This is a genomic window from Pseudomonas sp. IT-P253 (genome assembly GCF_949768125.1).
GTDB lineage: Bacteria > Pseudomonadota > Gammaproteobacteria > Pseudomonadales > Pseudomonadaceae > Aquipseudomonas.
Map to the genome: position 1 here is coordinate 21,051 of NZ_CATKPT010000024.1, position 26,110 is coordinate 47,160.

22 protein-coding genes and 2 pseudogenes are annotated in these 26,110 nt (G+C 59.5%); 7 read left to right on the plus strand and 17 right to left on the minus strand.

All coding sequences use genetic code 11. The annotated features are described in order from the left end of the window. Positions 1 to 71 precede the first annotated feature (71 nt). Positions 72 to 320 carry a hypothetical protein gene (locus ACM6IR_RS14945; RefSeq protein ID WP_414908439.1) on the minus strand — a complete coding sequence of 83 codons (249 nt, stop codon included), beginning with the start codon at positions 318 to 320 and terminating at the stop codon, positions 72 to 74. 181 nt (positions 321 to 501) lie between these two features. On the opposite strand from ACM6IR_RS14945, the gene ACM6IR_RS14950 reads away from it, so the two are divergent. After that, positions 502 to 1,476, plus strand: coding sequence for a 2-hydroxyacid dehydrogenase (locus ACM6IR_RS14950; protein WP_414908440.1), 975 nt, complete (start codon positions 502 to 504; stop codon positions 1,474 to 1,476). Positions 1,477 to 1,666: 190 nt separating this feature from the next. On the opposite strand, the gene ACM6IR_RS14955 is transcribed toward ACM6IR_RS14950, so the two are convergent. Continuing rightward, positions 1,667 to 2,569, minus strand: a complete 903-nt coding sequence (locus ACM6IR_RS14955) for a DMT family transporter (protein WP_414908441.1) — start codon at positions 2,567 to 2,569, stop codon at positions 1,667 to 1,669. 138 nt (positions 2,570 to 2,707) lie between these two features. On the opposite strand from ACM6IR_RS14955, the gene ACM6IR_RS14960 reads away from it, so the two are divergent. Further along, a complete protein-coding gene (locus ACM6IR_RS14960; protein ID WP_414908442.1) occupies positions 2,708 to 3,583 on the plus strand; it encodes a helix-turn-helix domain-containing protein in 876 nt (291 codons plus the stop codon). A 129-nt stretch (positions 3,584 to 3,712) separates the two neighbouring features. Here ACM6IR_RS14960 and ACM6IR_RS14965 read toward each other — a convergent pair. The 3 genes and pseudogenes from ACM6IR_RS14965 to ACM6IR_RS14975 form a co-directional block, all read right to left on the minus strand. Beyond that, a pseudogene (locus tag ACM6IR_RS14965) lies at positions 3,713 to 3,874 on the minus strand (IS110 family transposase); the annotation flags it as partial. A gap of 456 nt (positions 3,875 to 4,330) precedes the next feature. Next, positions 4,331 to 4,738, minus strand: a complete 408-nt coding sequence (locus tag ACM6IR_RS14970) for an HPF/RaiA family ribosome-associated protein (RefSeq protein ID WP_414908443.1) — start codon at positions 4,736 to 4,738, stop codon at positions 4,331 to 4,333. A gap of 213 nt (positions 4,739 to 4,951) precedes the next feature. Then, on the minus strand, positions 4,952 to 5,899 hold the full coding sequence (locus ACM6IR_RS14975) for a LysR substrate-binding domain-containing protein (protein WP_414908444.1): 948 nt from the start codon (positions 5,897 to 5,899) through the stop codon (positions 4,952 to 4,954). 136 nt (positions 5,900 to 6,035) lie between these two features. On the opposite strand from ACM6IR_RS14975, the gene ACM6IR_RS14980 reads away from it, so the two are divergent. Together ACM6IR_RS14980 and ACM6IR_RS14985 are read left to right on the plus strand one after the other, a co-directional pair. Then, positions 6,036 to 7,412 (plus strand): L-serine ammonia-lyase, encoded by a 1,377-nt coding sequence (locus tag ACM6IR_RS14980; RefSeq protein WP_414908445.1) that lies wholly within the window; start codon positions 6,036 to 6,038, stop codon positions 7,410 to 7,412. Positions 7,413 to 7,753: 341 nt separating this feature from the next. Further along, positions 7,754 to 8,068, plus strand: coding sequence for a DUF3509 domain-containing protein (locus ACM6IR_RS14985; protein WP_414908446.1), 315 nt, complete (start codon positions 7,754 to 7,756; stop codon positions 8,066 to 8,068). Here the strand turns inward: ACM6IR_RS14985 and ACM6IR_RS14990 are convergent. Then, positions 8,065 to 8,565: a phosphate-starvation-inducible protein PsiE gene (locus tag ACM6IR_RS14990; RefSeq protein WP_414908447.1), complete on the minus strand. Its 501-nt coding sequence runs from the start codon at positions 8,563 to 8,565 to the stop codon at positions 8,065 to 8,067. The genes ACM6IR_RS14985 and ACM6IR_RS14990 overlap by 4 nt on opposite strands. Positions 8,566 to 8,932: 367 nt before the next feature. Here ACM6IR_RS14990 and ACM6IR_RS14995 point away from each other — a divergent pair. Further along, positions 8,933 to 9,187: pseudogene (locus ACM6IR_RS14995) on the plus strand (YebG family protein); the annotation flags it as partial. A gap of 172 nt (positions 9,188 to 9,359) precedes the next feature. Here the strand turns inward: ACM6IR_RS14995 and ACM6IR_RS15000 are convergent. From ACM6IR_RS15000 to ACM6IR_RS15015, 4 genes are all read right to left on the minus strand, one after another. Then, complete coding sequence (locus ACM6IR_RS15000; RefSeq protein WP_414908448.1) at positions 9,360 to 10,469, minus strand: dihydrolipoamide acetyltransferase family protein; 1,110 nt, start codon at positions 10,467 to 10,469, stop codon at positions 9,360 to 9,362. Positions 10,470 to 10,486: 17 nt separating this feature from the next. Beyond that, positions 10,487 to 11,473: an alpha-ketoacid dehydrogenase subunit beta gene (locus ACM6IR_RS15005; RefSeq protein ID WP_414908449.1), complete on the minus strand. Its 987-nt coding sequence runs from the start codon at positions 11,471 to 11,473 to the stop codon at positions 10,487 to 10,489. Next, positions 11,466 to 12,560, minus strand: a complete 1,095-nt coding sequence (pdhA, locus tag ACM6IR_RS15010; protein ID WP_414908450.1) for a pyruvate dehydrogenase (acetyl-transferring) E1 component subunit alpha — start codon at positions 12,558 to 12,560, stop codon at positions 11,466 to 11,468. Before pdhA ends, ACM6IR_RS15005 begins: the two co-directional genes overlap by 8 nt. Before the next feature lie 101 nt (positions 12,561 to 12,661). Further along, positions 12,662 to 13,681, minus strand: coding sequence for a Glu/Leu/Phe/Val dehydrogenase dimerization domain-containing protein (locus ACM6IR_RS15015; RefSeq protein ID WP_414908451.1), 1,020 nt, complete (start codon positions 13,679 to 13,681; stop codon positions 12,662 to 12,664). Between the two features lie 183 nt (positions 13,682 to 13,864). Here ACM6IR_RS15015 and ACM6IR_RS15020 point away from each other — a divergent pair, with 183 nt between their 5' ends. Beyond that, the gene (locus ACM6IR_RS15020; protein WP_414908452.1) at positions 13,865 to 14,668 is read left to right on the plus strand and encodes a SirB1 family protein; all 804 of its coding nucleotides are present in this window, start codon (positions 13,865 to 13,867) and stop codon (positions 14,666 to 14,668) included. A 119-nt stretch (positions 14,669 to 14,787) separates the two neighbouring features. On the opposite strand, the gene maiA is transcribed toward ACM6IR_RS15020, so the two are convergent. From maiA to hmgA, 3 genes are read right to left on the minus strand one after another with little or no spacing between them, the layout of a single operon-like run. Next, positions 14,788 to 15,423: a maleylacetoacetate isomerase gene (maiA, locus tag ACM6IR_RS15025; RefSeq protein WP_414908453.1), complete on the minus strand. Its 636-nt coding sequence runs from the start codon at positions 15,421 to 15,423 to the stop codon at positions 14,788 to 14,790. Between the two features lie 12 nt (positions 15,424 to 15,435). Then, complete coding sequence (gene fahA / locus ACM6IR_RS15030) at positions 15,436 to 16,740, minus strand: fumarylacetoacetase (RefSeq protein ID WP_414908454.1); 1,305 nt, start codon at positions 16,738 to 16,740, stop codon at positions 15,436 to 15,438. Positions 16,741 to 16,743: 3 nt separating this feature from the next. Beyond that, positions 16,744 to 18,048, minus strand: coding sequence for a homogentisate 1,2-dioxygenase (gene hmgA, locus ACM6IR_RS15035; RefSeq protein WP_414908455.1), 1,305 nt, complete (start codon positions 18,046 to 18,048; stop codon positions 16,744 to 16,746). Positions 18,049 to 18,213: 165 nt separating this feature from the next. Between hmgA and ACM6IR_RS15040 the strand changes: the two genes are divergently transcribed. Continuing rightward, positions 18,214 to 19,014 (plus strand): IclR family transcriptional regulator, encoded by an 801-nt coding sequence (locus ACM6IR_RS15040; protein WP_414908456.1) that lies wholly within the window; start codon positions 18,214 to 18,216, stop codon positions 19,012 to 19,014. Between the two features lie 7 nt (positions 19,015 to 19,021). Here the strand turns inward: ACM6IR_RS15040 and ACM6IR_RS15045 are convergent, their stop codons facing one another. From ACM6IR_RS15045 to ACM6IR_RS15060, 4 genes are all read right to left on the minus strand, one after another. Continuing rightward, positions 19,022 to 21,469: a dermonecrotic toxin domain-containing protein gene (locus ACM6IR_RS15045; RefSeq protein WP_414908457.1), complete on the minus strand. Its 2,448-nt coding sequence runs from the start codon at positions 21,467 to 21,469 to the stop codon at positions 19,022 to 19,024. Positions 21,470 to 21,555: 86 nt separating this feature from the next. After that, positions 21,556 to 21,879: a hypothetical protein gene (locus tag ACM6IR_RS15050; protein WP_414908458.1), complete on the minus strand. Its 324-nt coding sequence runs from the start codon at positions 21,877 to 21,879 to the stop codon at positions 21,556 to 21,558. 149 nt (positions 21,880 to 22,028) lie between these two features. Continuing rightward, positions 22,029 to 24,581: a LuxR C-terminal-related transcriptional regulator gene (locus tag ACM6IR_RS15055; RefSeq protein WP_414908459.1), complete on the minus strand. Its 2,553-nt coding sequence runs from the start codon at positions 24,579 to 24,581 to the stop codon at positions 22,029 to 22,031. A gap of 140 nt (positions 24,582 to 24,721) precedes the next feature. Further along, positions 24,722 to 26,089: a DUF1329 domain-containing protein gene (locus ACM6IR_RS15060; RefSeq protein WP_414908460.1), complete on the minus strand. Its 1,368-nt coding sequence runs from the start codon at positions 26,087 to 26,089 to the stop codon at positions 24,722 to 24,724. Between the last annotated feature and the right edge of the window lie 21 nt (positions 26,090 to 26,110).

Consider the following 26,110-nt stretch of genomic DNA (forward strand, 5'->3'; position numbering starts at 1 on the left):
TGTGGGAGCGAGCCGGCTCCGGGCGGCGTTCCGACGAAGACGGCAGGCCCGGCAATGCAAATAGCCGAATCCTAACGCTTGCCCATCGAACGACGAGTCCCCGGAGGCGCTGCGCCAGGGGTCTTGGTGTGGCCGTTCTTGGCGCCGTTCTTGTACCAGGGCTGGCTGGCCCCCTTGGCTGCCTGCAGTTCACCCGGTTTGAACGGGAACTTGAACGCCGGGATCGCAGCGTTGATTTCGCTCTGAGTGCCGGCGTCGACGCCGTCTGGCAGCTCGTCGCCCAAGGCGTCCGCTACCGGCGGTTGTTTCGGGGAAGTCATGAAAGCTCCGGGTAATGCGCAAAGTGTCGGGCCCGGTCAGCGAGCCACGAAAGGCGGCAGTATAACTGGATGGCGCTCAAAGCTCTCAACTGCCGTTGAGCGGTAGTCAGGTGACTCGCACAAATCCCGGGAAGAATGTTAGCGTGCTCAGCATTCACCTCCGCCCGACGAGCCCCCGCCCATGAAAAAGACCGTCCTCGCCTTCAGCCGCGTCACGCCTGAAATGGTTGAACGCCTGCAACAAGACTTCGACGTCATCGTGCCGAACCCGAAAAACGGCGACATCAACGCCCAGTTCAATGAAGCCCTGCCCCACGCCCACGGTTTGATTGGTGTCGGCCGCAAGCTCGGTCGCGCCCAACTGGAAAACGCCGCGAAACTGCAAGTAGTGTCCAGCGTCTCGGTGGGTTACGACAACTATGACGTAGCCTATTTCAATGAGCGCGGGATCATGCTCACCAACACCCCTGACGTGCTGACCGAAAGCACCGCCGACCTGGCCTTCGCCCTGTTGATGAGCAGCGCCCGGCGCGTGGCTGAGCTGGATGCCTGGACCAAGGCCGGTCAATGGCAAGCCACCGTCGGCGCGCCATTGTTCGGTTGCGATGTGCACGGTAAGACACTGGGCATCGTCGGTATGGGCAACATCGGCGCGGCCATTGCCCGTCGCGGTCGGCTCGGCTTCAACATGCCGATCCTCTACAGCGGAAACAGCCGCAAGACCGAGCTGGAACAACAACTCGGCGCACAGTTTCGCAGCCTCGATCAACTGCTGGCCGAAGCCGATTTCGTCTGCCTGGTGGTGCCGCTCAGCGAAAAGACCCGACACCTGATCAGCCACCGCGAACTGGCACTGATGAAGCCGAGCGCCATTCTGGTGAACATTGCCCGGGGGCCGGTGGTCGATGAACCGGCATTGATCGAAGCACTGCAAAACAAGCGGATTCGCGGCGCCGGGCTGGACGTCTACGAGAAAGAGCCGCTGGCCGAATCGCCGCTGTTCCAACTGAAAAATGCCGTGACCTTGCCGCACATCGGCTCGGCCACCCACGAAACCCGCGAAGCCATGGCCAACCGGGCCTTGGCCAACTTGCGCAGCGCCTTGCTGGGTGAGCGACCACAAGACCTGGTAAACCCACAGGTCTGGAAAGGCTAACCCGACAAAGCAAAAGATCTCAGCCTACCTCTGTAGGAGCGAGGCTTGCCCGCGAAGAACGATAACGCGGTATTCCTGATGAATCGAGGCGCTGGTTCGCGGGCAAGCCTCGCTCCTACAGTCTATCGGCGGATTCGCTGGGTGGCGGCGGCGAACCCGTAGGCTGCGATCTTTTGATCTTATCGGGCCCTCACGCCAGCTTGCCATTCCCCACGGTGGCCGGCGCCTTGGGTTTGCGAAACACCAGCACGTTCCCCAGCATCACCATCACCAGCCCCGCCAGTGCGGGCGTGGTCCACTGGTAACCTTCGACAAACGCCGACACGTTGAGCGCCACCACCGGGAACAACACGGTGCAGTAGGCGGCGCGCTCCGGGCCCATGCGCCCGACCAGCGTCAGGTAGGCGGTGAACCCGATCACCGAACCCGGAATCACCAGGTACAGCAGCGAGCCGAGGTAGCGGGCATTCCACTCGATATCGAACGCAACCCCCTTGACCAGGCACCACACCAAGAGCATCGCCGCGCCATACGCCATGCCCCAGGCATTGGTCGTCAACGGCTTGAGGCCGGCCTTCTGTTGCAGGCTCGAAAGCATGTTGCCTGCCGAGAAACACAGGGTTCCGCACAGCGCCAGGCCCAAACCGAGCAAGGTTTGCGGGCTGGCGGCGTGGCCGGCCAACTCAGGCCAAAACAACAGGCTGAGCCCGAGCAAGCCCAGTGCGCCGCCCATCAGCACGTTACGGGCGACTTTCTGACCGAAGAACACCCGCGCATTGAGGGCGTTCCACAGCGTCGCGGTGGAAAACACCACCGCCACCAGACCGCTGGGGATCCACTGGCTGGCGGTGAGGAAGCACATGAAGTTGATGCAGAACAGGCACAGCCCCTGTGCCAGACAGATAAGGTGTCCGCGGCGGTTCATCACTTGCAGGCGCCGGCTGAGCAGCAACATCACGAACAGCACCAGCGCGGCGAGGCCGAAGCGATAGACGATCGACACCGGAATGGCCACCACGCCCAATTGCCATTTAAGGGCAATCCAGGTGGTGCCCCAGATCAGCACGGTCAACAGGTACAAAGACAGGTTCATGGCAAAGGCTCCTCAATAGGGGCCCAGTGTCCTGCGCCAGGGCTTGGCGCACTTGCATAAACTTGCGCTTTTGTCAGGCGACGGGCTGGCAGGCGAACGCCTACGGAGTAGGATGCAAGGCGTTGGAGAAAAGCGATCATGCCCGCACTGGAAACGTTGCAAGTCTTTCAAGCCCTCAACCGCTCGCCCAATGCTCGCCTCGAGCACAGCGCCGAGCTCGGTGACGGCATGGCTGCAGCCTTGTGGAGCAACCATCATGACGCCCAGGATTACGAAGCGCCGAGCCACCACACCCTCTCTTGCTACATCGCCGGCGGTACCGGCACTTTTCGCCGCGACCAGCCCGGCACCAAAGGCGGCCCCGACAAGCTGTGCATTCTGCCGGCCGAGCATCAGTCTGGTTGGGTGATCAATGGCGACATTCGCCTGGCCCACCTGTATTTCAGCCCCGAACAATTCGCCCTCGGCTGCGTCACGCTGCTGGACCGCGAACCTCGCGAGCTGCAATTGCGCGAAAGCACCTTTCTCGACGATCCGCAGCAAGCGCGGCGCTTTCGGCAGATGATCACTCTCAATTGGGATGAACCGGGCGAACGTCTGCTCACCAGTAGTCTGGCCCACGAAATGCTGAGCCACGCGTTGCTCTGCCAGGTGGGGATGCGCGAAGGGTTGCGGCTCAAGGGCGGACTGGCGGCGCACCAGCGACGGCAGTTGGTGGAGTACATCGACAGTCAGTTGGCCGAAGCCATCAGTCTTGGGCAACTGGCGCGATTGTGTGCGCTGTCGGAATATCACTTTGCGCGGATGTTCAGGGAGAGCTTCGGTTTGCCGCCGCATCAGTATGTGTTGGCGCGGCGATTGAGCCGGGCGCGGGATTTGCTGCGCTCAACGTCACGACCATTAGGAGAGATTGCGTTGGCGTGCGGATTTGCCAGTGCGAGTCATTTCACCAATCGGTTTCGCCAGGCGCTGGGTGGGACGCCTGGGGAGTATCGGCAGGCGTTTTTGCGGTAGTTCATGGATTTTCGGTGCCTGTCAGGCCGCCATCGCGAGCAAGCTCCCACAAGGATGGCGGTGATCACATAATTTGGGGTCACATCCAACCCTGTGGGAGATTCTATGTTGCCCCGCAACACTGAACTCTCAGGCTGATAGGTATTTGCTCTGATTTTTCATCAGGGCAAATGCCACCCGACAGAGCTTTCGGGCCAAGGCTACCAAGGCCTGCGTTTTCGAGAAGCCTCTAGCCAGGTACGACTCGTAAAACGGCTTCCATTTAGGCGAGCGACACGCCGCCATTGCGGCGGTGGCTCGGCAGCCGACACGACGGCTTACCAGCGCTTCCATCTGCGAACGCTGGGTGAGGAACACGTGCAGGAAATGCACACGGTCGCCGCTGTGTGCGGCGTCGCGCGTAATTTGCAGCTCAAGCGCGGTGTTTTTGCCTTTCATGTTTCGACCTGGAAACCCGGTGAGACCCCGTGAACGTCACGGGGCCAACGAGAAGGCAATACTAATGATAAATATTCTCATATGTAAAAAGTCGGATGGAATTGATTGCCGAAGCTTGAGCCACCACTTTGTAGCAGCTGCCGAGCCTGCGAGGCTGCGTTGGGCTGCGAAGCGGCCCCCGAGAGCGGTCCTGCGGACCGCAACGCAGCCTCGTGCCTCGGCAGCTGCTACAAACATTGAACGCACAAACTAAAACGGGCCTGCATCAGCAGGCCCGTCTTCAGTGGGAGGTAAAAAGTAGATCAGGCTTCAACCGTTTTGTGCGGCCTGTTCGTTCTCGAGAAACTCGTCTTCCAGCAGCGCATCGGCAGTACGTCTCTCGAACGGCACCACAGCAGCTCGCGGTTTGCCCCGCAGTCTGCCGAACAGATGATCCAGCGCATGTTCGAGTTTTTCGGCTGCCCCGTCGATCGCCAGTTCCAGGTTTTCGGCTTTATGGGTGACAGAAATTGGTTGATGGCCTTTTGGCCGCGCTTCCAGTTGGCAGCGCAAATCATGGGGACCTGGCTTGTCGCCGTTCTCGTCCCTCAGGTGAACCTCAACTCGGGTCAGGTCCTCTTCGTAACGTTCGAGCGTGCTCTCAATGGTAGTACGTACCCACTCCTCCAGTCGTTTGCTGCTTTGAATATGGTTATCGCTGTTGACTTGGATTTGCATAGTTCATCCCTTATTTCAGCTAGCTCGCGAGAGGCACATCGGCTGGCCCTTGGGCGTCATCACCGTGACCTCTTACTTACACAATCGGTCTGTGCGAGGAACAATTCAACCCCTAAAAAAAGAAAAATTTCGATTCGCAAAAAAAGCCGGACAACGGCCAAAAGCGCTGTTAAGGTCGGGAGTTGGGTCGCCTCGCTTCTTTGTCAGAATTACTCACATCCGCTGCTCCGCCAGCGGGTGCAGGCTACGAAAAGCCCCCGCCTCTTCCACCAGCCAGTCATGCACCGCACGCACGCCCGGGTGGCTCAGCGCACCCGGTGCATAAAGCAGCATGTAACGCTTGTGATTGGGCACCGCCAAGCCAAACGGTACGATCAACGCCCCCCGCTCCAGCTCATCGTTCAACAACGTTCGCCGCGCAATCGCCACGCCCATCCCGGCAATCGCCGCTTCAATGGTCAGGTGATTGCGATTGAACGTGTGCCCGCGCCGCACGTCGGCGCCCTCGAAGCCAATGGCATTGAGGTAGAACTCCCATTCCGCATATTCATAACTGCCGCGCCAGGCGGTGATGTCGTGCAATAACGGAAAGTGCACCAGGTCCGCCGGCCCATGCAGCGGTGGGCGGCCACGCAACAGGCTCGGGGCGCAGACCGGGAAAATCTGCTCGTCGAGTAAGGCTGTGGATAACAATCCCGGATAACTGCCGTCGTTCAAATCGATCGCCAGGTCGAAATCACCCTCGTGCAACGGCACGCTGCTGTCCTCCGCCACCAGGCGTAACTGAATGTCCGGGAAGCGCTGCTGCAAACGCGGCAATCGCGGGGTCAGCCACTTGCTGAGGAAGGATGGAATCGAGCGCACCCGCAATATGCCGCTGATCATGCCGGCGTCCAGTCGTCGTAATTCCGCGTCGATACTGCCGTAAGCCTCATTGACCGTAATGGCCAGTCGCTGGCCTTCAGCGCTCAGTTCCACGCCGCGAGCGCGACGGTGGAACAAGCGAAAACCCAGTCGCTCTTCCAGTTGTCGGATTTGCTGGCTGACCGCCCCCGGCGTGATGTGCAGTTCTTCCGCGCATCGGGTGAACGACAGGTGCCGCGCGGCACAGGAAAACACGTGCAGCCAGACATAAGTCTGGGCATGCAATTGACGACTCATCGTTTAGTCCCGCTAAAGGCTTTCTTAGGAAGTTTCGTTGGTCACGGTGGACCGAGAGGGGCAGTATCGCCGACATTGCGCTTGTCCTACAAAACATGGCAGCGATTCCTCTCCCATTGCTTGTATAGGCTTTAGCATGGCTATCAGTGTTTTTGATCTTTTCAAAGTCGGCATCGGTCCGTCCAGTTCCCACACCGTCGGCCCGATGCGCGCCGCGGCGACCTTCGCCCAGGCACTAACCGATCAGGGTTTGCTGGACGCCGTAAGACGGGTAGAAATCCGCCTTTATGGTTCCCTTTCAGCCACCGGCGTCGGTCATGCCACCGACCGCGCCTGCGTCATGGGCTTGATGGGCGAATGGCCGGACAGCATCGATCCGACCAGCATCGACAGGCGAATCCAGACGCTGCGCGAAACCGGTGAATTGTCGCTGGCAGGCAAAACGACTATTGCCTTCAACTGGCAGCGCGACCTCCTGCTGCTCGACGAGAGTTTGCCCTACCACCCCAACGCCATGTCCCTGACAGCCTTCGGCGAAACCGGCGAGCTGTCGGAGCAAACGTACTACTCGATCGGCGGTGGTTTCATCATCGAAGCAGCGGAAGCCGAGTCCGGTGTCGCGCCAGCCAGCGACGTCGTGCTGCCTTACGATTTCTCCAGCGCTGGCGAATTGCTCAAGCTCTGTAACCAGCACGGCCTGCGGGTTTCCGAGTTGATGATGGCCAATGAGCTGGCCTGGCGCAGCGAAGCGGAAATCCGTCAGGGGCTGCTGCACATCTGGTCGGTGATGCGCGAGTGCGTCGAGCAAGGCCTGCGCCACGAGGGCATTCTGCCGGGCGGTCTGAATGTTCCACGCCGCGCGGCGAAATTGCACCGCAGCCTGTTGGAAATCGGCAAACCCAATGTCATCACCTCCACGCTGTCGGCCATGGAGTGGGTGAACCTGTTTGCCCTTGCCGTGAACGAGGAAAACGCTGCCGGCGGACGCATGGTGACGGCACCGACCAATGGCGCGGCCGGGATCATCCCCGCAGTCCTGCACTACTACATGAAATTCAACCCGGACGCGTCGGACGATGACGTGGTTGCGTTCTTCCTCGGCGCGGCGGCCGTAGGCATTCTGTGCAAGAAAAACGCTTCGATCTCCGGCGCCGAAGTCGGCTGTCAAGGCGAAGTCGGTTCGGCCTGCGCAATGGCTGCTGCCGGACTGGCGGATGTGCTGGGCGCAACCCCGGAACAACTGGAAAACGCAGCTGAAATCGGCCTGGAACACAACCTTGGCCTGACCTGCGACCCGGTCGGCGGCCTGGTTCAGGTGCCGTGCATCGAGCGCAATGCGATTGCTGCCGTGAAGGCGATCAACGCCACGCAAATGGCCCTGCGCGGGGACGGCAAACACTTCATTTCCCTGGACCGGGTGATCCGCACCATGCGCGATACCGGTGCCGACATGCACGACAAATACAAAGAGACGTCACGGGGTGGCCTGGCCGTAAGCTGGGTGGAGTGCTGATCGGCCGGTTTGCACCGTCTGCGATCATCGACGCACACATGCCCTGAAACGGCACGCCTTGTAGCAGCGGCTGTAGGAGCGAAGCTTGCTCGCGAAGAACGATAACGCGGTGTGTCAGAACTGACGCCTTCGCGGGCAAGCCTCGCTCCTACAGCAGCCGAACGCAGGCTTCGCCAGCTGCTACAAGGTGTGTGCGTAATCGTTCCGGCACGCCCCTTGCTATACCTCTTGTAAAACGATGATGGCGATGCGGCCAGGGAGTAGCCGGTGGTCTGGTGTTACGAACTAATCCCGCTCACGGCCAGTCAACTACTGCACGTTCAATCAAGCGGTGACGCATCATGGACAATCCCTTTCAGCTCATTACCGATGCCTTTGCAGCGGATTATCAGATCAATCTGAGCATTCAAGGTCTGGACGGCAGCATCATGCTGACCCTCTCCAACAATGGCCGCGTGGTTGCCAAACGGATGATCAGCGCCGAACAACGCAATGACCCCATCCGACTCAAACGCCTGGTGCAAAGCATTCAGTTCGGTATCGCCATCGAGCAAGGCCACAGCGCCATGACGATCCTCGAAGCCATGACCGACGACAATCGGACCCTGCCGCCACCCTACGTCAACGGCCATTCCCGGCCGGCCATCAGGCTTTAAAGTTCGCCTTTTTCAACTTCGGGATGCTCACCTGAACCCGCGCCGATCTTGCGCTGCGGATGTTCGATCTTCATCGAGGGAAACTGCGACGAAGCGTAACGCACCACCAGGATCGAAAACGCCAGCAGCAGAATCCCGCCGCACAAGTAGATAATCCCGATGTCTGGCGGATTGTGGTGCGACACGTTGGAAATCAGCAGTCGCGTCAGCGCGGTGATCGCCACGTAGATCAAAAAGCGCACCGGCATGTGGTTGGTCTTGAAGTAAATCCCGACCATCGCGCCCAGTTCCAGGTAGATGAACAGCAGCAAGATGTCATCGATCTTGATATGGCCGGCCTCGATCATCTGTAAAAATTCCATCACCGCGGCCCATGCGGTCACCGCTCCGATGGCGAACAGTGCCATGTAGTGGAAAGTCTCGACGAACAGGTTGCCCAGAGACTCGGCCAGTTCATGCACGTTCTGCCGCAGGTTTTCAGCCCAGTTGATTTTCACGATGATGCTTCCTTAGGTCGGTTCGACCGGATGATGCGGATTTGACGTGACGATTGTTCTGCATGCAGAAAAAAGGCCAGCGGCTGTTGGGTGAGATGGCCATGGGTTGCTACTGGACACTTTTGTGGAATGTTGACAGGCCCAATCGCGAGCAAGCTCGCTCCCACAGGGGATTTGCGGCGTTCACAAAACCAGTGTGGGAGCGAGCTTGCTCGCGATTGGGCGACGCGGTTCACCTGACAACCACTGATTTCGGTCTACATTAAAAAGCCACTACCCAAAGCGCAGGGATTCGCTTATCCTTTTCGCTGTATATAAATACAGTAGTCGAAACAGACAACTAATGTGAAGGCATGTGAGGTGGTGAATGGCCGTCGAAGTGGTATACCGCAGCAGCCGAGATCTGGAGCGCTTGTTCATGGATAAAGCCGAAGCTGACCGTCATGACAAAATGCTCGAACTGGCCGAATTGCTGGCCGAAGTGTTGCAAAAAGCCGTTCCGTCGCTGACCGAACAGCAAGTGGAAGAAGCCGGGATCTACATGGCGAAGAACCGCGATGTGTTCGCCAAGGCATTCAAGAGCCAGCCGGATGCTTTGTCCGAACTGCTCAATGCCCCTGCTGAAGTCGCGGAAGAACCTGCTCCTGTAGAAGTGGTTGCTCCTGTTGAGGTGCAAAGCGCTGAGCCGACCAAGCCCGCCAAAGCCGCCAAGACACCCAAGTAAAGCAATGCCCGAATTGAATAGGCCCTGAGTCATATGGCTCAGGGCCTTTTTCATGGCCGCAGAACGCCCCCTAGGCCTCGGGTTGCTCCAATGCATCGACTAACGCCTTGAAGAATCTCGCCGCCTCACCGCCCGTCACCACCCGGTGATCGAAGGTCAGGGACAGCGGCAGGACCGGATGCACCACCACTGCGCCATCGACCGCCACCGGTTCGTCGCGAATCGCACCGGCTGCGAGGATTGCCACTTGCGGTGGCACCACCACCGGGTTGGCGTAGCGTCCGAACAGCGTGCCGAAATTCGACAGGGTCAGGGTCGCTCCCATCATTTCCGAGGGTGGGATCGAGCGCGCCTGTACATCGGCCCGCAAGCGCATGACACCTTCCTTCAGGTCCGTCGCCGTGCGCTGGCCGACATTGCGCAGCACCGGCACAAACAAACCGTCCGGGGTGTCCACGGCAATGCCCAGGTCGAGTTGTTCGTGTTGTTTAAGCGAGAGGGTTTTGCCATCGAAAGCGCTGTTGAGCACCGGTTCTATGGCACAAGCCGCCGCGATTGCCTTCGCCAAACGAATCAGCGGTTCCCGTGCCTGGCCCCAACGATGCAGATCGGCGTCGCCAAAAATGGTCACCGGCACCACTTCGGCATGGGACCTGGCCATGTTCAACGCCATGCTGCGCCGCACACCGCGCAACCGCTCGCCACCGAAGCGCTCACGTTCGGCCTGGGAGGCGTTTTCCACATCGTTGCGAGTGATCAGGCCCTCGTGGCCGGAGCCGGTCAGCCCGCTTAATTCGACGCCGAGTTGCCGGGCCAATTGACGCACGGCCGGGGTGGCGCGGTTCGCCAGGTGTTCGCGGGTCGAGGGTGCGGCGCCGATAAAGAACGCATCTTCCTGCTGGCTGCCGCCCCCTTCGAGGCGCCCGACCACGGTACCCGCGTCCGCTTCGCCTTCGTAGCAGAGCAACGGTTCACCGACGTGAATGATGTCGCCCTCGCCACCGTAGAGTTTCGCCACCACACCGTCGTGGGGTGCCGGAATATCCACCAGGGCTTTGGCGGTTTCCACGGACACCAAAAGCTGATCGGCCTTGACGGTATCGCCAGGTTTGACGTGCCAGCGGACGATTTCCGCTTCCTGCAAACCTTCGCCCAGATCCGGCAGTTTGAAATATTTCATGGCGGCCTCCTTGGGTTTCAGGCGTAGTTCAACGCGCAATCACAGGCCTGAAGAATGTCGTCAACGTTGGGCACGTACAGCGACTCCAGTCGATACAGCGGCGGCGGAATGTCCGGCGCCGTCACTCGCTGGATCGGTGCCTGCAATTCCAGCAACGACCGTTCGTAGAGGCTGGCAGCGATCTCCGCGCCGACACCGCAGGAGCGTGGCGCTTCGTGGACGATCACGCAGCGGCCGGTCTTGCGCACCGAGGCTTCCAGGGTGTCGAGGTCCAGCGGCTTGATACTCGCAACGTCGATCACTTCCGCCGAGACGCCCCGCTCAGCCAGTGCCGTGGCGGCTTGCAAGGTTTCCATCACGCTGGCACCCCAGCTGATCAACGTGATGTCGCTGCCCTCGCGCAGGGTGAAACAGCTGTCCAGCGGCAGGCGTTTGCCGTCGTCCACAAGAGGTTGCGGATTCATTCGATAGAGTCGGGTCGGTTCGAGAAACACCACCGGGTCCGGGTCGTCGATGGCCGCCAGCAACAAGCCATAGGCCCGGGCCGGGGATGAAGGAATGACCACCCGCAACCCCGGAATATGCGCGAACAGGGCTTCGGTGCTTTCACTGTGATGCTCCGGCGCACGAATGCCGGCGCCCATCGGTGTGCGCATGACCATCGGGCAAGTCATGCGCCCGCGCGTGCGATTACGCAGGCGGCTGGCGTGAGACACCAGGTGTTCCATGGCGGCGTAGATGAAGCCCATGAACTGGATTTCCACCACCGGTTTCAGGCCTTGGGCGGCCATGCCGACCACCAGTCCGCCGAGCATGGTTTCGGCCAGCGGCGAGTCGATGACCCGCTTGAAACCAAAGCTGTCGCGCAACCCTTGGGTGGCACGGAACACGCCGCCATTCACGCCGACGTCCTCACCGAGGACGATCACGTTTTCGTCTTCGCTCATGGCCCGATGCAACGCCAGGTTCACCGCCTCCAGCAACGTGACTTTGCCGTTACTCATGGCCCGAACCTCCCGCCCGGCGCGCAGCCCGCTCAAGTAACCCTTCGCGCTGTTCGGCCAGGGCTGCAGGCCACTTCGCGTAAACGTAATCGATCACCGACTCGGGGGCTTGAGTGCCTGCCGCCTCGAAGTTATCCACAGCACGCTGCACCAACACCTGACATTCGCTGATCAGCGCCTGTTCGCGGCCTTCGTTCCACACGCCCTGCCCGACCATGAAGCGTTGCAAGCGCTTGACCGGTTCTTCGAGCCAGGCCTGCTTGACCTCGTCCGCCGGCCGATAGCGCGTGGCATCGTCGGCGGTGGTGTGATCGCCGAGGCGATAGCTCAGGCACTCCAGCAGCACCGGGCCTTTGCCCTGGCGGGCCCGCTCCAGTGCGACTTGCACTCGATCATATACGGCGAGCACGTCATTGCCGTCGACCTGTTCGCCGTGAAATCCGGCGCCGATCGCTTTCTGCGCCAACGTCGGAGCTGCGCACTGAATTCGCCGGGGCACCGAGATTGCCCATTGATTGTTGTTGACCACAAACACCACCGGCAACTGCCAGGCACCTGCGACGTTAAGGGCTTCAAGGAAGTCGCCCTTGCTGGTGGCGCCGTCGCCGCACGTGGTGACCACGACCCGATGCTCGCCACGAATCTTGAACGCGCTGGCGACGCCGCATGCATGCAGGGCCTGGGTGGCGATCGGAACACAGATCGGAAAGTCCTCGGCCACCGCTGGCTCGGCAAAGTCACTGCCGCGCTCGTCACCGCCCCAATACAGAAGGATTTCTTCCATACGCACACCGCGCATCAACTGCACGGCGGTGTCGCGGTAATACGGCACCAATACGTCTTCTGCATGCATCACGCTGCCGACGGCGACACCGATCGCTTCCTGGCCCAATGTCGGCGCGTAAGTACCAATGCGCCCGGTGCGTTGCAGGGCGACGGCTTTCTGATCGAAAAGGCGAGTCAAGACCATTTGCCGATAAAGGCGCGCCAGCAAATTAAAGTCGTCGGCCCAGAGGGGGAGATCGCCGAGTAATTGACCTTCGGGGGATAAAAATCGGGTGTAAGGCAGCTCAACCTTGTGCGGCATTACAGGGCTCCTGGCACGCGGGGTGTGCGTGCGGTGGTCAAGCCCGACGCTTATGGCGCCGGGCCTTGGGAGCAAGCTGGCCGGATAAGGCCCTCACTCCTTCATCGGTACAGCACTTTCTCCGCCAACTCGTCCGCGACCCGGGCCGGAGAGCGTTTTTCAGCCTGGGCATGGGCAAAGACTTCGGTCAGCCGTGAGCTGATTTTCGACAGGTGCGCGGTGATGGTCGTGAGCGCTTCGCCACGGTGTTTGAGCGACACATAGATCAACCCGCCGGAATTGATCACGTAATCCGGCGCATACAGAATGCCGCGTCGTTCCAGTTGATCGGCGACGTCCAGATGAGTCAGTTGATTGTTCGCCGAACCGGCCACTGCCGAACAGCGCAGTTGCGTCACGCTGTGGCTGTTGAGCACACCGCCGAGACCGCAGGGCGCGAGAATGTCACACGGGGTGCTCAGCAATGCATCGTTGGCAATCGGGTGCGCGCCGAGTTGTTCCATGGCCAGTTGCACCTTGCCGTGGTCGATGTCGCTGACCAGTAGCTCGGCCCCCGCCGCGTGCAGTTGCTCGGCCAAGGCATAACCGACATTGCCCAACCCTTGAATCGCCACTCGCAAACCTTCGAGATTGTCGCTGCCCAGGCGGGCCATGGCGGTGGCACGAATGCCAGTGAACACCCCCATCGCCGCGTGAGGCGCAGGGTCGCCCGCCGAGGTGGTGCTGGTGACGTATTGAGTTTGTTGGGCGATGCAATCCATGTCCGCCACCGAAGTGCCGCTGTCGATCGCGGTGATATAACGGCCATCAAGCTGGTTGATGCAGCGGCCGAAGGCTTCGAAAATCGCCGCGCGGTTTTCCACATGGACCGGACGAACAATTACTGCGACGCCACCGCCCTGTGCCAGGCCGGCCAATGCCGCCTTGTAACTCATGCCTCGAGCAAGGCGCACGGCATCCTCGATGGCAGACTCGTCGCTGGGATAGGCAAGGTAACGACACCCGCCCAGGGCTGGCCCCAGACGGCTGTTATGAATGGCAATGACCGCCTTCAACCCGGTAACCGGGTCGACGCTCAGATGCAGCGATTCAAGGCGAGTGCTTTGCATGAGAGCGAACATCGTAAGGCTCCCGAATCACTTCTTGTAGTCGCCAGTATAGGCTTGCGCCCAAAAATTGCTGAAGCGCACAGGAATAAGCAACGCCGCCATGCTGGCTTTCGGAAATAACCTGCTGCGACCGGTGCGCGGCACTGGACGAATGCCGGGGACGGGGCTAAAACGAGGCATTCCCTGGAGATTTTGATGACGCCCCGCCAACGTTTTTTCGACTGCCTGCAACGAACACCGCCCGCGCTGTTCGAGGCGGCGTTGTGGATTGCGGCCGAACACGATAACGAGGTGAGCCCGGAGGGAGTGCTGAACGACTTCAGGGACCTGCAACAGCGAGTCAGTTATGGCTTGCCGATGCTGCCGGTGAGTGAACTGGCCCAGCCCTTGTTGCGACGCATGAATGACCTGGGATTCGCCCAGGATGATTTCACCCCGCTGCGCCCGCAAGTGGCCCTGCTCGATAAAGTACTGGTACGCCGGCGTGGCCAGCCGCTGGCCTTGGGGTTGATCGCGCTGGAGCTGGCCAAAGGTCTGGAAATCCCCATGGTCGGGGTCAACTTCCCCGGGCATTTCCTGCTGCGCGTACCCGGTGCCGATCACCTGCTCGACCCTTGTGGCGGACGCCGCTTGTACCCCAACGATTGCCGGGAACTGCTGCACCGCCAGTACGGCCCGAACATCAAGCTCAGCGCCGAACACTTGGTCACCGCCGAACCGGGGCAGATGTTGCAACGGCTGTCGCGCAACCTGCGTCAGTTGCACCTTTCCAATGATGATTACATCGGCGCCCTGATCGACGCCGAACGCGTGCTGGAACTGGGCAACGCCAGCGCGTCCGACTACCTGGCCCGGGCCAGCCTCTATCAGCGGCTCGATTGCCCGAACGCCGAGCGCTTCGACCTCGAACATGCCCTATTGCTCAGCGACGACCCGATCCAGCGGATTCGTCTCACTGAGCGGCTGGGGCATTTACCGCCTAACTCCATCGTGCATTGACCGCCGCTTTTTTTGTAGGAGCGAGGCTTGCCCGCGATCCAGGCGCCTCGGTTCATCAGGAATACCGCGTTATCGTTCTTCGCGGGCAAGCCTCGCTCCTACGGGTTCGGTGTGGGGCTTCAGGGGGTATCTGGCTGGTTCGCCGGATGGGCCTGGATGAACGCCGGGTGCGCGGCGGCCAGTGCCGCTACGCGACGAATCCTTGGATACGCCTCCAGCGAAATATTGAAACGCTCAGCGGCGTACAGCTGCGGGATCAGGTAGACATCGGCCAACCCCGGCAGTAGACCAAAGCAATAACCCTCAGCGCCGATCAACTGCTCCACCGTCGCCAATCCGTGGCTGATCCAATGGCCGATCCACTCCGTCACCTGCGTCTCATCGTGGCCCAACTGCCGAAGCTTGTTGAGCACGCTGACGTTGTGCAACGGATGCACATCGCAACCAATCACCGCCGCCACCCCGCGCTCATGGGCGCGAGCGGCAAGGTCCCTGGACAACAGCGGCACCTGTGGAAAACGTTCCTCCAGGTACTCGATGATTGCCGGTGACTGGATCAGCAGTTCGCCTTCATCAGTGCGCAAGGCCGGTACTCGACCTTGTGGGTTAATGGCGAGATACGGTGGCTGGCGATGCTCGCCACCTGCCGGCGCGATCAGGTTGATCGGCAGCGCCTGGTAATCCAGCCCCTTGAGCGCCAGCGCGATACGCACCCGATAGGACGAAGTCGAACGGTAGTAGGTATAGAGTTCCATAACCTGCTCCTCTTAGCGTGCCGGCAGTACTTTGCCGCGGCACTCGCCAAAACCGATGGAGGCAAAACCATCGCGACTGCAACGGGCACGCAGGATGATTTCGTCGCCGTCCTCAAGGAACTTGCGCACCTCGCCCGACGCCAACTCGATTGGTTTTTTACCGCCCTCGGTGATTTCCAGCAGACTGCCAAACTGACCGCTTTGCGGGCCCGACAAAGTGCCTGAACCGAACAGGTCACCGGCCTGCAACTGGCAACCGTTGACGCTGTGGTGCGCGACCAGTTGCGCCACGGTCCAGTACATATGTTGTGTGTTGCTCAGCGTCAGGCGCTGGGCCGGCAGGTTTTTCTCGCGCATGGTTTCGGTGAGCAGCAGCACTTCGAGTTCGATATCGAAGGCCCCAGCGGTTTGATCGCGCTTGTCGAACAGGTACGACAGCGGCTGCGGGTCACCTTCCGGACGGGCCGGCTGGGCACGACGGAACGGCTCCAGCGCTTCGGCGGTCACAACCCACGGCGAGATGCTGGTGATAAAACTCTTGGACAGGAACGGGCCCAGTGGCTGGTATTCCCAGGCCTGGATGTCGCGTGCCGACCAGTCGTTGAGCAGGCAGAAACCGGCGATATGATCGGCGGCGTCGCCGATGGCGATGGAGTCGCCCATCTCGTTGCCCTGACCGATCCAGATGCCCAGTTCCAGTTCGTAATCCAGACGAGCGCAGGGACCAAACGTCGGCTCGGTCTGACCGGCCGGCAAGGTCTGGCCTTTCGGACGGCGAACGTCGGTGCCGGACGGGCGAATGGTCGAAGCGCGGCCGTGATAACCGATGGGCACGTACTTATAGTTCGGCAACAGCGGGTTGTCGGGACGAAACAATTTACCGACGTTTTGCGCGTGCTCGATGCCGACATAGAAGTCGGTGTAATCGTTGATTTTCGCCGGCAGGTGCATTTCGCAATTGACTGCCAGTGGCAGCAGTTTCGCGCCTTGGGCTTCGATCTTGCCGTGCAGGGTGCTGCCTTCGGCAAACAGTTCCAGCAGGCGTTCACGCAGAGCGACGCGAGCCTCGCGGCCCAGTTCGAAGAATGCATTCAGCTGACCGCCACGGGTGGCTTCGACGGCTGTGCGCGCAGTGCCGTCGAACAGACCGGCGTCAAGCGCTGCTTCCAGATCAAAAATGTGATCGCCGATCGCCACGCCGCTGCGCGGTGCGCCCCCCTCGATGCTGAACACCCCCAACGGCAGGTTTTGCAGCGGGAAATCGCTGTGGCCGTTGGCGGAGGTAACCCAGCTACGAGTGATGGAAGTCTGAGTCATGGGTTATCTCCGGGTCGGGTCGAAAGTGGCGGGCAGCGAGGCCCAGCAAGCATCGTAGTTGTTTTGCAGTTGCGGGCATTCAAGGGCGAAACGGCTCGGACGCAGCACTTGGCTGGTCTCGAACATGAACGCCATCGTGTTGTCGATTTTAGCCGGGGCCAGCTCGACATTGATCGCCTTGGTGCAGGTTTCGCCGTCGGGACCATGCGCGCTCATACAGCTGTGCAAGGACGCGCCACCCGGCACGAAACCTTCGGCCTTGGCGTCATAGGCGCCCTGGATCAGGCCCATGAACTCGTTCATCAGGTTGCGGTGGAACCACGGTGGCCGGAAGGTTTTTTCGGCCACCATCCAGCGCGGCGGGAAGATCACGAAATCGAGGTTGGCCAGACCGTGAACGCTGGTCGGCGAAGTCAGGACGGTGAAAATCGACGGATCCGGGTGATCGAAACTGACCGTGCCGATGGTGTTGAAACGGCGCAGGTCGTATTTGTACGGCACGTTATTGCCGTGCCAGGCCACCACGTTCAGCGGCGAGTGATCGAGCTCGCACCCCCACAGCTCGCCGAGGAATTTCTGCACCAGCGTGGTCGGTTGCTTGAGGTGTTCGTAGTGCGCAACCGGGGTCAGGAAGTCCCGTGCATTGGCCAGGCCGTTGCTGCCGATAGGCCCGAGGTCCGGCAGGCGTAGCGGCGCTCCGTGGTTTTCGGCAATGTAGCCGCGGGCCTGCGGGTCGAGCAATTCGACACGAAACTTCAGGCCGCGAGGCAGTACGGCGATTTCCAGCGGCTCAAGCTCCAGCACGCCCAGTTCGGTGACGATGCGCAGCCGTCCCTGTTCAGGAACCAGCAGCAGTTCACCGTCGGCGTTGAAGAACACGCGCTCCATGGAGCGGTTGGCGCAGTAGCTATAGATGCTGATCCCGGCGGGTTTTTCCGCACCTGAATTGGCGGCCATGCTCACCAGTCCGTCGATGAAATCGGTCGGCTCGCTCGGGATGTCCAACGGATTCCAACGCAGGCGATTGGGGGTGACTTCAGCCAACGGCCCACCGGCCAATTGCCGATCCAGTTTAACGAATGCCGGGTGATTGGCCGACGGCTGAATCCGATACATCCAGGTCCGCCGCGCTTCGCTGCGAGGCATGGTGAACGCGGTGCCGGAGAACAGTTCGGTGTAGAGACCGTAAGGGGCTTTTTGCGGGGAGTTCTGGCCGACGGGCAGTGCGCCGGGCAACGCTTCGCTACTGAATTCGTTGCCGAAGCCTGACTGATAAACCAGCGCGGGCGCCGTTGAATCGAGGTTCATGGAGCCTCCTGAACAGGGAGTAGGCAATGGCCTGTCGCTCAATTGCAGAGGACGTTGCACGCCGGGGTTGTTTTTATCGTAATTCAATTACGCATAACGTAATTTGATTGGTATTGACCGTCAAGCTATAAAGACGCCCATTCATCCCGGGATCACACCGCCTCCATGGAAAAACCAATCAGCGACAGCAACGGCAAACAGAAGGTGCGCTCGGCCGAAGTCGGCACCGACATCCTCAAGGCACTGGCCGAGTTGTCGCCATCGACTTCGTTGTCGCGGCTGGCCGAACACGTGCAGATGCCGGCGAGCAAGGTTCACCGCTATTTGCAGGCGTTGATTGCCAGCGGTTTTGCCGAACAAAACGCCGCAACCAACCATTACGGTCTGGGCCGCGAAGCCCTGCGCGTAGGGCTGGCCGCACTCAACAGTATGGACGTGTTGAAAGTCGCCGCCCTGCCGCTGGCCGAACTGCGCGACGAGTTGAACGAGACCTGCTTCCTCGCGGTATGGGGCAATCAGGGGGCGACCGTGGTGCATATCGAACCGGCGGTGCGCGCCGTGACGGTGGTGACGCAATTGGGGTCGGTATTGCCGTTGCTCAGCTCATCGACAGGCCTGGTGTTTGGCGCGTTTCTGCCCAAGCGCGAAACTGTCGACCTGCGCGAACAGGAACTGCAAGCCGGCGGCGTCCATGCCCTGGCCGACGATCAACACTATGCGACATTGTGCGAACAGATCCGCGATCGCGGTCTGCATCATGTGCATGGCTTGCTGATGCCGGGGGTCGATGCCCTGTCGGCGCCCGTGTTCAACGCCGTCGGGCGCGTCGCGGCCGTCATGACGATTGTCGGCCCGACCTCGTTGTTTCATGCTGACGAAAACGGCCCGGCGGCGCAGCGGTTGCTGGCGGCGACACGAGCCGTGAGTTGGCGGATGGGCTATGAACCGAGCGTCGTCGTTGGTTAATCGGTACTTATTCCAGCAGCGTCCGCTCGCTGGAATCGGGCTCTGCCAGCGCCTCCTTCATCAGTTCGGTCATGACTGCCAGATCGACCTTTTTTCCACTGCACGCCGAGACAACGCTCATGCAGGTATTCACTTCTCGCAGCTGTTTGGCGATCAACTTTTGCGCCTGCGAGAACCCCAACTTTCCAATATGCAAAGTGCCCAGTTCCAGCATGCAATCCAGAAAGCTGGAAAACACTTTTTCGTTATCACCTTCGTAATAAGCCACCCCTCCTTCAAACACCCCTTTAGCCATCACTGCAGCGCTCAACCCGAGACCGATGGGTGGGAAGATGCACCCAATAACAGCGACCGCCGCCACCGCCGCGTCATAGGACAGGTTGGCAACAATTTCGATGAGACTGGAAGTCTGGGCATCTACGCCTTCAATAATCTGTCTGATCATGTCTGTGTAGCAATGAGAGAAGTTGAAGACGCGGCTATTGGCTTGCAGTAGCGGCGGCTTGACGTCCGCACTGCTGTTAACGATCCCGTCAACGAAGGTTTTGATCACTCGCTGATCGCTAAATTTTGCTCGTTTACAGTAATAAACGCCCAGTCTCCCTGCTCTTACCGACGCTGAAAATTCGGCCAGCGGTCGAAACCATCTGCCATCCGGTGCATGTGGGGTATACAGGAAATCCTGAACAACGCCTTTGTCCATTGTGCGAAAAACATAAACACCCTGGATCTTGCGGCCCTGCAAATAGAACTTGTACACGCCTTCGCGCTGGGGATAATCGGGATAATCCGCCCCGATCGAAGAGTTGGGCTCCGGGACGAGCAAGCGATCAATGAGCCGTTCGATACGCTCATACTGTTGACGCTCAAGTACACCCGCAAACAGTTCAGCCAACGCCGCTCGTCGCATCTCATGCAGTTGCACGTTTACATACACGTCGCGCCTCAGCTCATAGCCTGGCGAATCTTTATCCAGGTAATCCGAAGACAGCATGTCGATGTATTTCTCACCCGGACGCAGCGCCTTCGACCAATTGGCGATGTACTTATTCAGTAAGTCGGACATCGGTGGATGTCCTGGCAACAGCCGGATTCCTGGATAAATACCGGGGTTATGCGCCGGGCCACTGTCTTCGGTGATGTGATGTTCTTTGATGATGAGTTGGGTCAACGTCATCGCCTGCGAGTCGGCCAGTTCGACCATGATCAGGTCGGGGTTCACGGACACTGACTCACCGTTGTCCGCCATCAGTTCGTCGGCCATCTTTTTAACGAGATTGAACGCAAATTGTTCGTAACTGATCAGCCCGGCTTCATGGCTGGCAAGGCGGGTCAGCGCTTTCAGTTCGGTGTTCAACCGAGCGAAGTACGTTCGATGGTGATCAGTGGCTGAACGATAACCCGCGGGGGTGACCGCCTGCATTTCACCTTGTAACCAACCGACGTTGAGCAATACCCCTTGGCGTAACGCACCGGCACCGACTGTTGGCCACGGGTTGCGCTTGATGCCACGCCATTGGCTGGGCAGTTCCGGTACAAGCCTCATGTAAGCGTCAGTTCTGTCTCGCTCGCTGGCATGAGATTGCCGACTGAGGTAACTGCGTCCTTCTGGCAGTCCTACCCATTCGGCGATATGAAAGTTCAGCTGCTTGATGCTCACGAACTCATACCACGACGTGCCCCCAGGCGCCTGCGGTGCATAGAGCACACATGGGCCGGCTTCACCTTCTGGCCCGCAGTAGACGATCAACCCCTGGAAAGGCACTTTCCAGCCGTCAAGCGAAAGATCGCCCAGGGAGTAACCCTGCGCGTGAAGCCTGCCCAGATTAACGATTTTCAGGCTGTGTTCGCTGATATGCCCCTGCAAATGAGCGCTGAGCGAGCTCAAGTCTGTGCGACTGTCTAATACGGCCTGCAGCGCCTGAAGCACTTCTTCGTTGGTGTACGTCTCTTCAAATTTTTTGGCATACAGGGATCGCATGCTCGCGCCGCCTATATCCTCCAACAGATCTTGCTCGGTGATCTCAGGCGGCAGCGTCTCGCCTTCGAGGGTGATCTCCAAGGGCGCGGCAGCCGAATCGTACAAGCCATTGAGCAGGAATTCGGGAAGTGTCAGGCGATTGCATTGAACAACCTTCTGCTTTGCGACATAGAACGTATGGCGCGTGTTGACGAAAATCTGCTCAGGATCAACCACGACACCCGAAGGGATCCTGACCATCTCTCGGGCATAAAATTGAGCAAACATTTTAAGGGACTTGGCTTCCCTCAACAGGTCATCCAGCGCTTGCTCATGTTTCGCTAGCGCCTGTTCCGTATTGAAGTAGTACTGGCGATCTTCTTCACTGGCACGCTGCAGCCAATCAGGTATCTGCTGTGGTTGTTCAGCCAGCATCCGCGTGGACGGCCGCAGAAGTTCTACTTGAACGCTGCTTTCTAAAACTTGAATATTCATGCGGGCTTCCTTGTGCACATTTCAAAAATAAATAATCCGGCAACGCTGCCAGCCATGGCGGCGTTGCCGGATTGATCATTCAGTGATTACTTGCGGAAGGACTCAACCACAAGACGACCAACATGGTTAATGTCGATCATATCCAACTCAACAATCCGATAAGCAGGATCGAAAGTCCATTGCTTGAAAAACACACCTGCGTAAGTATCATCGAAAGCCGGAAATTCATCCGTCTGCACTTTTTCCATGATCGCCCAACTCAAACTCTTGGAATAATCAACGACCTGTTCGCCCTGATCATTGATGACCACAGACGTGAGATAGGTTTCATCCACATTGATCGTGTAGCCCATTTTCTTGAAAATCTTGCCGAGCTCCTCGCTCACTGCTTCAAATAATTCGCTTTTCATCCACTCGCTTCCTTTCAATAAATGATTAGTCGACCCACACACAAAAAAACAACTATCAATTTGACCGGGTCGAGGCACACTTTATAAACAGCAAAGCGTTGGAAGTACACCCCGCAACTTGTGTGCATTCGTAAGCATTCACAAACACCTCAAACAACTAACCCCAACACTTTCGCCCTGGCCACCGCTTGAGTTCTACGCTCCACCCCCAACTTTCCGTTAATCCGTCGCGCGTGGGTTTTTACTGTATGTAACGATATAAACAATTGGTCGGCAATTTGTTGATTGGAGTTTCCCTGAGCCACTAACTTAAGGACTTCTATTTCCCGCTGGCTTAGCTTGTTTTGAGCCGAGGCCGTTGGCCCTGGACAGCTAACTGACACGGTACATCCGATGGCCTCCGGCAGCCGTGGCTGGCGCAACTGGAGATCGCGCAAGGTTTGTTGAAAGTTGCAGCGCTCGACCAGGACCAAGCCTTCTTGCAACGACTGCCGGGCCATGACAGCGTCGCCTGTCAGCCAGGCGACTTCTGCTGATGCCAAGTGCAATTGCGCTTGCAGCCGAGACATCCCTCGCTGTCGTGCCCACTGCAACTGGGTTTCGAGCCGGGCCAAAGGCGTTTGCGCCTGCCCCAGGTTCACCTCGGCCAGCACCTGCAAATATTCAAGGCCAGGAATCAGCTCCAGCGTCGCCGGTGGCGCCTGTCGTGCATGCGGGCCGTGATAGTGGCGCAAGACGCGGATCAGGGCTTCGTGTGCCAACTCCGCCCGCCCCTGCTGCAACCAGAAATGGCAACTCAGGTGCAACAGGGCGCTGCGATACACCGTGTCCGGAATTTGCCGTTGCTGCATGACCCGTTCGGCATCACGCAGAAGGTCGAACGCTTGCGCATAATCCAGGCGATTGGCAGCGAGTTGCGCCAGACCGAGAAACCCATACAGCGCTCGTTTGTCATGGTTGCGCAGACAGACCTGCAATCCGTTTTCGAAATACGCGGCAGCCTGCGCATCCTGGCCCTGACACAGGTTCAAACGCCCCCGATGCAAGGCAATACGCCCCATCAGTGGCTCGGCCAGTGGTTGTTGCTGCGCGAGCAAGTCGTGCAGGTTGGCCAGCAAACTCTCGGCCCGGCCGCTGGCCCCTCGCTGCTCGAGCAATTGCGCGTGATCGAGCTCCAGCAGACACTCAAACACCAATGATCCTTTGGCACGGGCCAGGCACAACGCTTCACGGTTGATCGCCTGCGCAACGTCGAGTTCGCCTCTGAGCAACGCTTGTTGGGTCAGACCGGACAGGCACATCAGCCGGGCTGTCCAGAGCTCGGGGCCGAGCTCGCCGAGCGCCTCCAGCAAGTGCGCGCGTGAGCCATCCATGCGCCCCTGCAAATGCAGCAACCACCCCTGTTGTGCCTGCCAGCGCGCGATCAATTGCCGTTGAAGGAGCGCCGACGGCTGAGGCATGAAACGCGACAAATGTTCGATGCATTCGCCTGCCTGCTCGAATCGCCCGGCAAACAGCAGAGTTGCGGTGATCAACCCGACCAGTTGCGGCGAGCCGAGCATCAGGTCGGCGCCCTGCTGCTCATGTAAACGCAACAGGAGCACCACGGTCTGCTCCTCGAACAGCTGCTCGAAACTGAAATGCTGCAGCAGACTGACCGCAACCTCGAACTCTTCGGCCAGCAAGGCCTGCTCAAACGCGGCTTTCCAGTCCAGTTCGGCCGCAAACCACTGACACGCGCGGCGGTGCCAGGAGCGTCCGGCCGGCCACTGCTCTTCGCGCATCAACTGTGAGAGTGGGGCGAACACCTGCTGCCAGTCTGTCGAGTCCTGCCAAGGGTCGATGAAACAACCCAACGCCTGCAAGGCACTCAGCCATTGGGCGCCCTCGCCCGCGCCGAACAAGTGATCGCACAGCCGGGCATTGAAGCGTGGCAAGTGAGCCAGGACCCGCCAGGCTTCTGCAAGCTCCGGGGTCAGGCTGGCGAACAACTCATGTTCCAGGTAGTCGTGCAGCGTGTCCGCTCGAGCGTGTTTGTCATTGCGTGACCAGTCGCATTTTTGCAGCAGCGCCATCCGCACGCCGGCGCACCAGCCACCTGTGCGCGCGAAAATCCTGCAGGCTCCTTTGTGCGCCTGCGCCGGTTCCAGGTGATGCAACAGGTGTTCAATCTCCTCTTGATTGAACGCCAGCGTGGCGCGCTCGCAATCGTACAGTTCGTCATCGAGTAACAACCGTGGCCAATTGCATTGCGGCCGACGGCGACCACTCAGCCACCAGGTGACCATCGGACTGTTGACGGACAACAGTCGGTCAAGCAACAGATCCAGTTCCGGGTTGGGAAGACGGCAGTAGTCATCAAGCGCCAACCAGATCGGCGTCTGCAACCGAGCGAGGGACTCAAGCAAAGCAGGTTCGTCCGACGCGCCAAGCCCCAGTGCCTGCGCGAGCAGCTGTCGAAAACCAGCCGCATTCATCGGCTCTCCCGCCAACGGCAGCCAACAGACCCGACACTGTTCGGGCACCTGCAACAGGCATTCGGTGAGCAGTGCGCTCTTGCCGCTGCCGGGCGGTGCGCAGAGCAATTTCACTCGCGCGGTCGATGCCAGCAACGGCTCGATCAACCGGTCGCGAGTCAGGTGATGGGAAGACAAACGGGGCAGGAGTCCAGGACGGTCCAGACATGGCGTCATGGCAGTCATAGTGGTGCGCCTTTTTATAATTGTGGCGCCACCCTAGCCCTCTCCACACAGCTTGTTGAAGAAGTATTCAACAGACTGATCGACACCTATAAAAAAGGTGACCGCAAGGTCACCTTTTGTGTAGGAGGCTGTAGGAATGATTACCTCACCCCTGTACTCCTTAGGGCTGCCGGCGTGTAGTCCCCTGCTTTGGCATCGATATTGAATTCGAAGCTGTGCTTCTCCTCGTTCTTCATCCCCAGTGCAATGTAGCGACCGGCGATCAGGTCATACAACGCTTCAACGGTGTAGGCCGGAACCTGGTGATCGTAGTAGAACTGCGCGTGTCCTTCGGCGACACGCCAGAGTTGACCACGACCGTCGTAGTGATCGGCCAACGCCACTTGCCAACTGTCTTCGTCGAGATACATGTGACGCTTGGCATACACGTGCCGCTCGTTGGGCTTGACCGTGGCGACGACCTCCCAGACCCGATGCAACTCATAGCGGGTCAAGTCCTGATTGATGTGCCCGGCTTTGATCACATCGTTGTAGGTGAGGCTGGGCGAGTCGAGTTTGTAGCTGTTGTACGGGATGTACATTTCTTTCTTGCCGATCAGCTTCCAGTCGTAGCGATCCGGGGCGCCGGAAAACATGTCGAAGTTGTCGGTGGTGCGCAGCCCGTCGGACGAAGAGCCTACGCCGTCATAGGCCACTTGCGGCGCTCGCCGCACGCGGCGCTGGCCGGCGTTGTAAATCCAGGCCTTGCGCGGCTCCTTGACCTGATCGAGGGTCTCATGCACCAGCAACACGTTACCCGCGAGCCGCGCCGGCGCGGTCACTTCCTGCTTGAAATAGCTGAGGACGTTCTCATCACTGCCCGGTTTCAAATCACCCAGCAACGACGGCACAGCGACCTCGTCCTTGAACCGGATAACGGTGTAATCACCATTGGACTGCGGCGTTGCCTGGGTAATGGTGCGACGCAGATTACCGCCGTGGTAACGGGTGATGTGGTTCCAGATCACCTCGACGCCGTTCTTCGGAATCGGGAAGGCGTAATAGCGATTGCCGGTGAAATTGGCCAGGCCGTTGCCGTCGTTGATCGGCGTCACATTCAGGGCGCTGCGCTTGGCCGATTCATTGATCTCCAGTGGTACGGCCACAGTCCGGTGGGTCGGATAGACCGGGATCCTGTAGGTCTCGGGGTAGCGTTTGAACATCGCTATTTGCCCGTCGGAGAGCTTGTCCTTGTACTTATCGACCGTCGCGGCCGTGATGGTAAACAGCGGTTTTTCATTGGCAAACGGGTCGGCCAGGAAACCTTTACTGTCCACCGCGCCCGCGTTTTTCGGGAGGCCACCGGTCCAGGCCGGGATCGAGCCGTCGGCGTTGCCGGCCTTCTCGGCGCCCAACGGCGTCAGGCGGGTGCCGAGCGTGTTCGCTTCTTCCGGCGACACCGCCGCCATCACGTCGGCGGCCAGCAGGCTCAGGGCCAGAACGCCGCATTGCAGAATCATCTTGCGCATTGAAATCATCCTTCTCAGCCA